Raw genomic sequence first — 11,950 nt, forward strand, 5'->3', positions numbered from 1 at the left:
GCCTCCGCCAGCGCGTCGACCATTACGACACAAGATTAGTTGAAATCGCGCAGTACGTTACAAATTTAGTTGACGTCGCGGACGCGATAGTTACAGATTTAGTTGAAATCGCATCCGGCCGCTTCGCCTTGTAGATCAAGGGATTGCCGGAAATGCTGCGCCGCACCGGATTGGTTACAGATTTAGTTGTGCAAGCGTTTGCCCCGCGCGGTCTGGCCGTAGTTGTTGGGCGCGCCCTGCCTGTCGGCGGGGCGCGCCGGGCTCAGAGCACGCCGTGGCGTTGCAGGAGCTCGATCAACTGCCACGTGACAAGCACGAAGGTCAGGAGCGGATTGACGGTCGTACGCAAGACGCGCTGGAAGCGGCGGAATCGCACCATGATCAGGTCCTTTCGGATGAGGAATGGACCTCTTGAAGGTGTTCAAGAAAGAGCTAAGTTGGCGCGCTACCAGTGTCAGTAAGGGGAGCGGCGGGCGAGCGGAGGCGGGAGGCCGCCGGCCGCGGAGTGTGTGGCACACTGGATATAGTCCACGCCAAGATTGAGGCGGGCCGCACTTTTTGGGGCGCTACCGGCGGTATTTGCGGTCGGGCAGAGCAAATGCGCTGCTGAATTCGGGCTTGACTCGCGCTACTAGATGAGAAAATGCTTCGGATCTTGCGAGTGGAGTGTTCAGTTCGATGATCGAGTACGTGAGCGACGCCTTGTTGGCGACGCTATTTCCGCCCGGTGTTGGGGGCGTGGATCTCTTGCGCGTCGCGGGGCCGGTTGCAGTCGATGCAGGGACCGAGGCGAGCGGGATCAACTTTGCAGGAACGCGTCACCTGGTGTTTTTTGCCGACGTCATGACGTATGCGGGCCATGACGAACAGTACATTCAGGATACGGCGGTCGCGTGGAACGGCGGATTCGTTCCGGCTCCGCAGTCCCGGCTGGTAAAGTTTTTTCGGGCTGAGGCGAATCAGGAGACGATGTTCTACCCGTCCGAGTGGCCACTGCCAGATCCGGCGATGATTTGGCAATTTAGCGAAGCGCTTGTTGTGGCACTAATTGGCCATGCCGACGCATTCCCAGAGACGACGCAGTACTTCTATATGCCGCAGACAGGTAAACTTGACGCGCTATATAATAGGTTGGCTAGGAAATTCGAGCGTGGCGAATTTGGGGTATCGTTTCGCTGCGTGACCCGGCCCGCATCTGACGAAGGAGGTTTCTATGGCTTTGAACGCATCTAGCAAGCTACGCCCGAAGGTGATAGCGCTGCAGAAGCGCGGGGTTGCCATGATCCTCCAGCGTACGGAGGCGGCGGCCGAGAGCGGCGCACTGACGGAAAAGACGGCTCGTGAAACGTATCGCGCGAAAGTGCGAGTGCGCACGCGACGCACTGCGGAATCGGAATCGGAATCGTAGCCGACCGTAGGTCATTCTGTCCAAACTAGGCGCCACCGAAAGGTGGCGTCTTCGTTTTGGGCGGGCAATTCGGCGGTGCGGCGATGGCAAAGAAGAACCGATAAAACGAGAGGTCATAAGTGCCGCTGCAACTGCGAATCTTGCTGGACACCAATATCCTGATTCCGCTTCAGGACTCCCTTGCCGTGCTTCGACCGAACCTGGCGCACGTGATCGAGATGTGCAACGGCCGCCATCGGCTTGTCTACCATCCTGCTTCAGTGAGAGACATCGAGCGTGACCGCGATCCGGAAAGGCGCGCACGGACGCTCGCGAGGCTCAATCAGTACCGTCGCTTGCCGGAGGGGCCCGCGTGCCCTTGGAACAATGACGCAGGGCTGTCCCCGAACGACCAGTGTGACAATTCGATCCTGTATGCCCTGCAGCGGGACGCGGCGCACGTACTGGTGACGGAAGATCGCGGATTGCACGCCAAGGCGTTCGCCCGAGGGCTGGCAAATCGGGTCTACTTCATCCAAACAATCGAGGACCTGCTCAGTCGACTTCACGAACCGGCGACCGTCGAGCTTCCGGACATCGTCGAGGTTGAGCTGAATGAGTTGACTGACCAACTGGGTGCCCCTTTCTTCGAAAGCCTGCGGAATGGATACGCGCCCTTCGACCAATGGTTTCGTGAGAAGGCAAGGGAAGGCCGGCAGGCCTGGATCTATCGTCACCCGCCGGCGAACGATCTGTCTGCCATTTGTATCTACGATGTTCAGACCGATGAGGAAGTCACGGATACGAACGAGCGGCTCCAGGGTCGGGCGCTGAAGCTCTGCACCTTCAAGGTCGGCGAGCGAGTCCGCGGTCGCAAGATCGGTGAGCTGTTTCTGAAGATGGCGTTTCGCTACGCAACTGCGAACGCGTGCGAGCACATATTTATTGAGGTACGAGAAAACGCCAACCCCGACCTCGGTCACCCGGAACTGATCGCGCTGTTGCAAGACTTTGGCTTCTATCGCGCGGGTAGTCGTAACGGTGACGGCGTCTACGTTAAGCGCCATCCGAGTGCAGCTCCGGTCGCGGACCGCGAGGCCGTTGATCGGTTTGAGTACACGCGCGAGTACTATCCTCACTACCGTTCCGATCAGGATATCCGGAAGTTCATCATTCCGATTAAACCGCGGTATCACACCGTCTTGTTTCCGGACCATCCCGGCAATGACGGGCAACGGCCTCGTGGTCATGGTGAACACGTTGGCAACGCGATCAAGCTCGCTTACCTTTCGCACACACCGTCAAAGAAAATCCGGCGCGGCGATGTTGTGCTGTTTTACCGTGGCCATGACTGGAAGGCGATTACGACACTGGTGGTCGTGGAGGCGTTTGTCACGCTTAACGACCCCAACCGGATTGCTCAGCTCGTTAGTCGACGTACCGTGTACACGGACACCGAGATCGCCCAGATGGCACGCCATCCGACCGGCGTTCGAGTCATGCTCTTCCGCACGATTGAGCATTTTGACCATGCTGTTCCCCGAAACCAAATTCCGCGACAGGTGCGCGGAAATATTCAAACTACCCGCCAAATCGACGATGACACTTTTTCCAGAATCCTCGCAGCCGCAGGGCGGTAGGGCAGCCTTGCTTTCGATCAAGCCGCGTTTTTGCGATCTGATCCTCGCTGGTGCGAAGCGAGTGGAGTTTCGGCGAAGCTGGCCGGCGGGGGTTGGGGCAATGGTTCTCTATTCGTCGTCGCCAGTGCAACAGCTCGTGGGTGTGGCGTTCGTCGATCGTGTCGAGGAACGAGACGCCGAAGGTCTGTGGGAGCTCGCACAGCAGTATGGTGGTGGACTCGACCGGGACGAGCTAGTCAGCTATTTCCACGGGAAGGCCCAAGCATTTGGCATCCTGATCAGCAGTGTGAAGGTCGCGCGCGTACCGGTTGATCCGAAGGAGTTGTTCCCGGATTTCAAGCCTCCGCAATCGTATCAGTACCTCTCGCCTAAAGAGTTTTCGCAGGTGATGGCGCGACTGTTTCCAGGGGAGTGAGGATGAAGAATACCTTCGTTGCTGGCGTTCATGCCGTTGGGAAGACCTACTTGTGCAAGCCAGCCGCTGAATCTGGCGAGTGGGTTCACTCTTCGGCAAGTACCCTGATCAAGCAAGAACTCGGCCGTGAAAACTGGACCGATGACAAACGAGTCGCCGATGCTGACAGAAATCAGCAAGCGCTGATCGCGGCCGTGAAGCGGATTAACGACGACGGGAAGCGATTGCTGTTGGATGGGCACTTCGTGCTTCGTGGCAAGAACGACGACTTGATCTTGCTCGGCGCCGATGTCTTCGCGGATTTGAACCTCGAGGCGGTGATTCTCATCGCTGCACCGGTTCGGCTTATCGCTGAACGACTCCATGCCCGCGATGGCGTGGCGCGGATCGAGAGCGATATCGAGGCGTTCCAGGATGCTGAGCGGCGGCAAGCCGAGGTGGTGTGCGCCAAGTTGGGCTTGAGGCTGGAGGTGCTTGATACACCAACCGAGCAAGCATTCCGGGCCGCGCTGGCTGGCTGATGCACGTGACAGCGCAATGCGAATGGCTGCGCGGTGAGAACGACGCAGCTGAAATTCCTTGGGCAGTCGCGCGGCCAGATCGCTGGCCATGGTGGCGGCGGCAATTGAACCGACCGCCGATAGCCGATCGTGCGAGGATGTCGGCATGGATTGACCTACAGAAGCACGTTCATGCTATCGACAGCGGAAGCCTCCCGAAACCGTTGGAAATACGAGGGGAAGGCATCTTCGGCAACTCGATCCGTCACGTTGAATGGCTCGACAGCTGGGACGGTGCCCAGTTCGAGATTGGCGGATTGGTGCGGACGTCCAGCGGCCTGCGGCGATGCCGGCTCGCATGTCCAGATGGTCGCCTCACGCAACGTCGCGGCGTTGAAGGGTTTGAGTTCGACATTGCCGACATCGAAGGCATCGGTAACAGCAAGTCATCTGATCGCTACTTCGCGTCGGTTAAGGCATTCGGCCGAGATTTTTCGACCTATGACAAAGAGAGTGTCGATGTGGCGGGTCTCTCGCGAATGCTTTCTCACCGAGAGGTTCGCATTTTGCGGAGGGAACCTGGTGATGCGGTCGGCGTGCGCCTGTGGGACGGCCGCTTGTTTCTCTACAATGCCGGCGGCTCGCATCATTTCGCGGGTGCACATTACATCGCAAGCGAAATCAAGATGTGCGTACCTCTGCGAGCAAAGCTTGAAGTCATCGAACTAAACGTGCCGGCGGTCCGATGGCTTCTTGAGCGCTTCACCCCAATTTCGATTCCGCTTAACACAGCAAATGCAATTTCGCATTTGGTCGCTCAGATGCTTGGCAGCTCGTACACGCTTCAAGTTCCAAGCGGACTCGCGCGTGCCACTGAACTCCTACTTGTCCCCGAAGTAGGGGACGCGAGTGCAGTGGTACTCGAGCAATTTGAGAGCGCGGGCATGCCCCGGATCAACAGTTGGTTTGAGGGGCTGGTTCGTGAACAACAAGAGCATCGCGCAGCTTTGTCGCGCCGTTTTCCAGCTGCGTTTCCCGTAGGCGTCCAGGCGCCCCAATGGGTATAACTTTATCGAAGTAGGAAGAAGCGTATGACAACTGCGTATCAACTGGACGGCCCGGTGCGCAAGAGTGTGAGAAAGGCCAATGCGAACCTCTTTTCAGAGGATGCTATCGCACCTAGCCAGTATCTTTTCAAGGTACCCGACAGTCCGTCGCGTTGCTATCATATTCAAAGCGACAAGTCTGAGTTTCCAATCGGTTTCGTCCGGATTGCATTCGATTGGGACGAAGACGTTCCCGAGATTCTGGTAGCTCATGTTGACTATGTTTATGTAATCAAGTCAGCGCGCGCAAAACTATCTCCTTGGATTTCTGATCGATTGGTCGACTTGCTTGAGAACTGGTTGGATAAATCACCCGATGTACTTGAGTCGATCACAACTCTCAGTTCAACGTCGCATCCCGTCCGTGGAGGTGGGCACTATTTCGTTGATTGTCTCAATCAACGACTGAGAGAGTGGTGCGATAAGCGAAAAATCACACTGTTGGTTGACGAAAAGTAGTTTTGGGTGCCTGTAAAAGTTTATAAATTATGAATTGGATCGCTCCATATTTGAACGTCGTCGGTCTTTGTGCAGGATTTCTCGGTGCCTTGATCACATTGTTTTTCGGGTTGCCGAACATACGCGTTTTGAATTCCGGTGGATATGCCGAAATGGAGGAAACGGACCAGATCCGTCGGTACAGGTGGATATCTAGAACGGGCGTTGGACTAATCGCTAGCGGATTTGCATTTCAACTCCCGGCGGCATTGTCTGCGATTCACTATTGAACGATCGGAAGGCGGATTGGTTTCAACCGGGCTGCGCCATGATTTTCGCGATAGCGGGATGGCAAGTTGTGGTGACTGGACCAGGATCGACAATCGCAGGTTGAGGGATGCCAACGACATCGAGGAAATCGATAGTGAAGAAACTATTTTGTGCGGCGATTCTAACCCTGTGCGCGGCCGCATGCCATAACAGCACTGACGGCACCGACAACACCGACAGTATCGTTGGAACGTACGGTGTTGAGGACCACGGTAAAGTGGAGCCGTTTGTGAAAGTCGATGTCAAAGATGGCAAGTACACGTTGTCGGAGTTCCACTCCGGAACTTGGGTGCCGACGAAAGGTGATCTGAGACCGTTCACGAAAGCGGATCTCGAGTCGTTCACCAAAAAGAAGGTGGACGTTCCTGTCGATGGTATCTACAACAGCGCCTTTGCGTTGATTCACGTGCCGAAAGGGTGGACCGACGGTTCGCTCACGACGAAGACAGGATACTTCGCGATCGTACTTTTCGTGCCGGTTGAGCTAGAGAAGCTTTGACGCCGTCGGGACAACAACACGGATTTGTGACGGGCCGTGTTCATGACGTTCCTGAACGCGTTGAGCAGGTGACTGGTCAGCCAGCAGTATCTGCGCATGAATTCGTTCGCCGGCCTTCCGGCGGCGCCCTTCGTCGCGCTCGACGCAACCGGCCGCGCGATTACACGCGCGCAGTGCCAGTTCGTGCTGCAGACTGTATTACGGCCTGTGTCCTCCTTTGACGTTTCGGGCGAGGCAGCGACGGATGCCGCAACGACCGCGCGCGATGCGTTTCTGCTGCTGTACGCGTACGCGACCGGGTTGCGTCGCGCCTAGTTCGCCGGGGCGGCCACCGACGGTCTGATGCGCACCGACCTTGCCGGGGCGTTCGACGACGCCTGGATCCTGCGCGTGATCGGGAAGGGCAACAACGAGCGCTTCGTGCCGGTAACCGATGACGCTAGCTGGACCTCGACGCCGGCGACGCCCGCCCGCCGCTCGTCGCGCCGACGTTCGTGCCGCCGATGCCGGCTGGATGCTGGTGCGCGCGTTCGACAACGCGAAGCGGCTCGGCCGCACGATCGGCGGCTATGTGGCGTTCAACGACTGGTTTGGCGAACACGTGATCGGGATATAGCGCCAGCTTGCGTAGAGCAAAGCAAAGATGTCAATTCGAGGTGCCCGTCGCACGTGGCTCTTGGCGCCCGAGTTGACGACATTATCGACAATCTCACCGAAATAATTTCGTCACTTCGTCTATGTCCGAAGCAAAGTCGTCAATTCGCGTCGTACACTCCCCTGCACGACCGTAGAGGCATGATTTATATACGATTCTCGGTATGCGAATCGTTCAGTCGCGACGCCCCGCCCCGGACACGCCCTTGACGACTGCATGGGCGGTGGCGGCTCGGCCGCTACTGACGGCTTCCGGCCATAAACGGCACTCGACGCCGCCATCTGAATCGTTGACAATCAGCGCGGCCTGACGCTATATGTGATTTGAACTAGAGCAAGGTCGACAACGACTACGAACCGCGCAAAGACTCGGCTAGCTGGTGAGCTTAGGTGCTTCCTCTAACAATGTGCCCGCGAGACTCAGGCCTCGGAGCCCAATGACTGGCAATACGATCGTAAGCTCGAAAAGAAGATGAAGTGGCTCTCCCGATCTGAACTGCCCGACCTCCTTTTCCACGGCAGGCAGGTGCCACTTGAGCCAGGGCGTGAAAGATTTCAGTTTCGGCCACTCGACAGACCGCCGTGCAGCGTCAGCTCATAACAAGACTATTGGTAGGCGAAAGAGAGATGATTACGAATATACCGACTTCAGCCGATTACTATACGTCGGGGAAAGAGCTCTTGAATTTTGCTTGGGACACTACGGCGAATCTCCTCATAGAGTTCGGCCAGGCAGACTATTACGGATACGACGAAACAGAAATATCGGACGCGTATTGGGCGGCCGCGAAGCGCACGCTGACGACGGCACTGACGATTGTGCAACAGGCCGTAGAGCTAATCATCAAAGGACGGATCGTTGAGGTTTCTCCATACCTCTTGATATCAGACTCTCCGTCCCGATGGCCCTCGCCGTACGAAGGAAGTGCGATTGATTTTGAGCTATTCAGAACCATCGATGCTCAAGACCTTATCCGAGTGCATGACACATTTGCGCATACGGCATTCGACGCAAGCTTCGTCGAAATATTTCACAACCTCCGGGCGGTACGAAATGTAGTTATGCATTCAGCCGGCAAGAACGTTTCTGTGCCCGTCGCAGAGGTTGTCGACAGTGTGCTGTATATGCATAAAGCTCTGTTTCCCGACGAGAGCTGGTTCAAGATTCGCAGAGAATTTCTGCGGCGCGCGCCAAGCTCTCAGCTCGGGGCAGAGGAGTTCGCAACGAACACGACTTGCTGGGAAGCGTCGATCGTTGTGAAGCTACTACCACCAGCAAAGGTAGAGGCATACCTAGGAATCGACAAGAGGCAGCGCCTGTACCTCTGCCCCGAATGTCTTTACGACGCCAATACGGACGCCGGTTTTGAGCATAAACTAGCCGTTCTGAGGCCGAAGGCCCCGGATTCAACCAACTTGTATTGCCCCGTATGTGTTCAAACACATAGCGTAGCTCGTAAGGACTGCACCAAAGCGGGCTGTCCTGGGAACGTCATCGATGAGGAATACAACCGGTGCCTGACGTGCTCGTCGTGGCAAGATGAGGAAGGGAAAGACGAGTCCTGATACAACATCTGAAATGGCAGATAGCCGCGCTGCGGACGTCTGCTATCGGGAAACCTGACTGTCCCTTTGGGGTCGCAAAGAGCCCTTCGCGCGGCTCCACAACCGCCGCTCGATGTCACGGGTGGCTGCTTGCCGACGTCGCCGAACGGTGTGATAACGAGATAAGCCTGCTTTATCACGACGACATGATCGCCGCTTCAAACTGGCGATCTACCCAACGCGTAAGCACGACCGTCCTCGCTGCAGCGGAGCCACGTGGAGTTGACACCGGGCTTCGCGAGGCAGTGGCCGGTGACAACTTTAATGCGCAACCTCCAACCTCATGGATTCCCGAGGGTTTCGCATCCTCGCTCGAAAACGGTCGGCGAATTGACATTTTTGCTTCGCAAACGGTGACGACTTTATTTTGCTCTACGGTTGCGCGCGTTGTACGACGATCTGCAATTGACCAACTACAGCCCCATGCCGGGCGTCGCCTTTGATTATGCGATACCAATTTACGACTGCGCAGAGGCTATCGCCGTGGGGCTGGCCATTGCCAAGGCGATGGGATGCCCAGAGGACGACTGTACGCTGGAATTTGCTTTCCGTTGGTCGGGCCTTCGCGATCGTGAGTTGGTCGCATGGTACGACCGTCTCGGCGGTGTCATTTCACCTGGTAGAAAGGCGCGGCAAGACGCCATCACGGTGCACCAGTCCGTACCCCTGAGTACGCCGCCGTCTGCAATCGGAGGACTGCTCGCTCAATCGCTTCAGCCGCTGTATCGGCTATTCAAAGGTTTCGAGATGAGTGCCAAGGTCATCGAAGACAAGTCGGCACTTCTCGTGGAACGCAAGGCAAACTTTTGATTTCTCAGGTTCGGGCGGTTTTCTGATTCGATGGGTCGTCCCGACTAGACGTAAACGTCAGCACGGGGCTCGTACACCTCAACGATTTGAGCAAGGCCAAAGAGCTATTCAAGGTCAGTTGTAAGTGACAAGCGCTGGAGGACTGTATGAGCGGTAGCCGCCTGCTACCGACTCCGGAATCCACCCGCGGATGCAACACACTTTGCGCTGCCAAGAGAAGCTGAACTCAGCCGCTAGTGGCCGCCTGTCACGATAAGATGCACGACACGGGGGAAAAATGCACCTATCCAAACTGGTGATCAAGAACTTCCGCAAGCTGAAGTACGCGGAGTTGTCATTTCAAGCCGGACTGAACGTCTTGGTCGGCGGCAACAACGTCGGCAAGACGGCAGTGGTCGACGCCTTGCGCGCGCTGCTGGCCGGTCATGATGAGCCCTATCCGCGCCTCGGCGAAGAGGATGTACACCGCCCCCACGATGGCACGCCGTCCGGTGACATCGTATTCGAGTATGTGTTCAGCGGGCTTAGCCTCGACGACGAAGCCGACTTTCTAGCCGCGCTGGTGCCCGACGCGGCCGATGGTCTGGAAGCCCACATTAAAATTCGCTACTCGGACGCCGACAAGGCTGGCCGCCTGCGTGCCAAGCGGTGGTGCGGCGAGCACGAGGACGTTGGGCTGACGGCCGACATGATGGAAAACCTGCGTGGGGTATACCTTCCACCGCTACGCGATGCCTCGCAAGGCCTGAAACCCGGCCGGACCAGCCAGCTTGCGCGACTGCTACAACTGTTAGCAGACGAGTCCGGTATTGAAGGTATCAACAAGGCGCTGCAGGAGCTCGATGGGAAACTGAAGGAGCACCTTCCCATCGCGAACACGCATAACGCGATCAACACCCGGCACAAGACGATGCTGGGTCCGCAACTCGCGCAGCTGCTGGAAGTCGGCCTGAGTGCCAGCGACTTCAAGAGCCTAAAGTCTCGACTGTCGCTGCTAGTGGATGCATTCGAAATTGAGCAGAATGGGTTGGGCTTCAACAACCTGATCTACATGGCGGTCGTGTTGAGCGAGCTGACCAAGAACCCCGATTCTTGCTATCGCGGCCTGATCGTCGAGGAGCCCGAGGCGCATTTACATCCTCAGCTCCAGGCCGTGCTGCTGCAGTACCTGCAGTCCATCCAATCCGTCGAAGGCGAGAAGCCCGTCCAGCGTTTTGTGACCAGCCATTCACCGAACTTTGCCAGCATCGCCGACCTTAACAGCTTAGTCTGCTTGGTCGACACAGGTACCGCGGTCGAGATTTTTCTCCCGCGCAGCGTCGTTTTCGAGAAGGGTCGGCGCGAGAAGCTAGAGCGGTACCTCGATGTCACGCGCGCCGAACTCTTCTTCGCGCGCCGTGTGATCTTTGTTGAGGGCGCGGCTGAGCTGATGATGGTCAACGCGCTAGCCAGGCGCATCGGATGTGACCTGCGCCAGCATGGCGTGAGCCTCATCAGTGTCGAGGGTCTGAACTTCGACTCGTTCCTTCCGCTCTTTGGGGACAATGCGCTGAAAATTCCCGTGGCCATCCTCACCGACGCCGACCCGGTACCCCCCGAGACTCAACCAGCGTCGGCGGGAGCGGTGGCTGTGGCTGTGGGTGGCACGTCTCCGTTATCGTCGGCCGCCCCAGCAGCTGACGAGCCAGTCGATGAAAGTCAGGACGCCGACCCCGAGCCGGTGTATCCGGCGCCCGGCGACGTCATAACCTTGTCGCCCAATACTGCCAAGATGAAGAACCGCGAGGACACCTACGTCAAAGTTTTCCACGGCCTAAAGACGTTCGAATACGACCTAGCCTTGGAGTCGGCCAATCGCACAGCCATGCTTATTGCGTTGGCCGAACTGCATCCCAGGATCGCCAAATCGTTGGCTGCCACGGTCGATGCAGAAGTGGGCGACGCGGCCAAGGCCAAGGCATTGTTCTGCGGCATGTTCGAACGCCCGAAGAACAACGTCCAGAAAGGTGGCTTCGCTCAATCGCTGGCCCAGGTCATTTCGGACGACAAGGTGGCCTTCACCGTGCCGACCTACATCCAGGCAGCCATCCAGCATGCTTGTAGAAAGGCGGAGACACCAAAGAAATGAGCAAGCTGACACCAGACCAGCAGGAAGTCGTCGACGCGCCGATGGAGGCGCTGTGCGTCATCGCCTGCGCGGGCAGCGGAAAGACTAAGACGGCCGTTCACCGCCTCGTGCAAATGCGCCGCAATCTCGGCGAGGCGCGCGGCCGCGTGGCGTTGCTGTCGTTCTCCAATGTCGCCGTCGACACCTTCCGAAAGACCTACGACGACCTGACGAGCAATCTGCCGTCTAGCGCTGGCCGATCAAGGGTCGACATCGACACACTGGACGGCTTTATCACCACCAACATCATCCGTCCTCATGGCCATCGGACAATGCGATCCACGCGGGCGGCATTCCTAGTGACGGGCGGCGAATCCTTCCTTGTAGTGGTCAACTGATCCCGGACACTGCGTTAAGTTTTTCTTCCGCAACCGCCGGCGCCAGTCCGTCATTGAACTG

Annotated in this window: 12 protein-coding genes; all 12 read left to right on the forward strand. The window is 57.4% G+C overall.

Annotation, left to right across the window (positions count from 1 at the left end; translation table 11 throughout):
• The first annotated feature begins 678 nt into the window (after positions 1-678).
• Positions 679-1,233 (forward strand): hypothetical protein, encoded by a 555-nt coding sequence (locus DIE16_RS32070; protein WP_124894120.1) that lies wholly within the window; start codon positions 679-681, stop codon positions 1,231-1,233.
• Positions 1,234-1,527: 294 nt separating this feature from the next.
• On the forward strand, positions 1,528-3,027 hold the full coding sequence (locus tag DIE16_RS32075) for an N-acetyltransferase (protein WP_221625289.1): 1,500 nt from the start codon (positions 1,528-1,530) through the stop codon (positions 3,025-3,027).
• Between the two features lie 7 nt (positions 3,028-3,034).
• Entirely contained in the window at positions 3,035-3,442 is a 408-nt protein-coding gene (locus DIE16_RS32080; protein WP_124894121.1) for a hypothetical protein, read from the forward strand.
• Positions 3,443-3,444: 2 nt separating this feature from the next.
• Entirely contained in the window at positions 3,445-3,963 is a 519-nt protein-coding gene (locus tag DIE16_RS32085) for an ATP-binding protein (protein WP_124894122.1), read from the forward strand.
• 137 nt (positions 3,964-4,100) lie between these two features.
• Complete coding sequence (locus DIE16_RS32090) at positions 4,101-5,009, forward strand: DUF6685 family protein (protein WP_124894123.1); 909 nt, start codon at positions 4,101-4,103, stop codon at positions 5,007-5,009.
• Positions 5,010-5,033: 24 nt separating this feature from the next.
• Positions 5,034-5,507, forward strand: coding sequence for a hypothetical protein (locus DIE16_RS32095; protein WP_124894124.1), 474 nt, complete (start codon positions 5,034-5,036; stop codon positions 5,505-5,507).
• 403 nt (positions 5,508-5,910) lie between these two features.
• Positions 5,911-6,315, forward strand: a complete 405-nt coding sequence (locus DIE16_RS32100) for a hypothetical protein (RefSeq protein WP_124894125.1) — start codon at positions 5,911-5,913, stop codon at positions 6,313-6,315.
• Positions 6,316-6,411: 96 nt separating this feature from the next.
• The gene (locus DIE16_RS32105) at positions 6,412-6,630 is read left to right on the forward strand and encodes a hypothetical protein (RefSeq protein ID WP_124894126.1); all 219 of its coding nucleotides are present in this window, start codon (positions 6,412-6,414) and stop codon (positions 6,628-6,630) included.
• A 966-nt stretch (positions 6,631-7,596) separates the two neighbouring features.
• A complete protein-coding gene (locus DIE16_RS32115) occupies positions 7,597-8,535 on the forward strand; it encodes a hypothetical protein (protein ID WP_124894127.1) in 939 nt (312 codons plus the stop codon).
• A gap of 444 nt (positions 8,536-8,979) precedes the next feature.
• Positions 8,980-9,384, forward strand: a complete 405-nt coding sequence (locus tag DIE16_RS32120; RefSeq protein WP_124894128.1) for a hypothetical protein — start codon at positions 8,980-8,982, stop codon at positions 9,382-9,384.
• A gap of 277 nt (positions 9,385-9,661) precedes the next feature.
• Entirely contained in the window at positions 9,662-11,512 is a 1,851-nt protein-coding gene (locus DIE16_RS32125; RefSeq protein WP_124894129.1) for an ATP-dependent endonuclease, read from the forward strand.
• On the forward strand, positions 11,509-11,889 hold the full coding sequence (locus DIE16_RS32130) for a UvrD-helicase domain-containing protein (protein WP_260434497.1): 381 nt from the start codon (positions 11,509-11,511) through the stop codon (positions 11,887-11,889). Before DIE16_RS32125 ends, DIE16_RS32130 begins: the two co-directional genes overlap by 4 nt.
• Positions 11,890-11,950: the final 61 nt, after the last annotated feature.

The organism is Burkholderia sp. Bp9090 (assembly GCF_003857985.1).
Taxonomy (GTDB): Bacteria; Pseudomonadota; Gammaproteobacteria; order Burkholderiales; family Burkholderiaceae; genus Burkholderia.

Excerpts from the sequence above, each read along its gene's own strand:
- DIE16_RS32070 (WP_124894120.1), top strand. The coding sequence starts at position 679 with ATGATCGAGTACGTGAGCGACGCCTTGTTGGCGACGCTATTTCCGCCC.
- DIE16_RS32085 (WP_124894122.1), top strand. The coding sequence starts at position 3,445 with ATGAAGAATACCTTCGTTGCTGGCGTTCATGCCGTTGGGAAGACCTAC.
- DIE16_RS32090 (WP_124894123.1), top strand. The coding sequence starts at position 4,101 with ATGTCGGCATGGATTGACCTACAGAAGCACGTTCATGCTATCGACAGC.
- DIE16_RS32095 (WP_124894124.1), top strand. The coding sequence starts at position 5,034 with ATGACAACTGCGTATCAACTGGACGGCCCGGTGCGCAAGAGTGTGAGA.
- DIE16_RS32105 (WP_124894126.1), top strand. The coding sequence starts at position 6,412 with ATGAATTCGTTCGCCGGCCTTCCGGCGGCGCCCTTCGTCGCGCTCGAC.
- DIE16_RS32115 (WP_124894127.1), top strand. The coding sequence starts at position 7,597 with ATGATTACGAATATACCGACTTCAGCCGATTACTATACGTCGGGGAAA.
- DIE16_RS32125 (WP_124894129.1), top strand. The coding sequence starts at position 9,662 with ATGCACCTATCCAAACTGGTGATCAAGAACTTCCGCAAGCTGAAGTAC.
- DIE16_RS32130 (WP_260434497.1), top strand. The coding sequence starts at position 11,509 with ATGAGCAAGCTGACACCAGACCAGCAGGAAGTCGTCGACGCGCCGATG.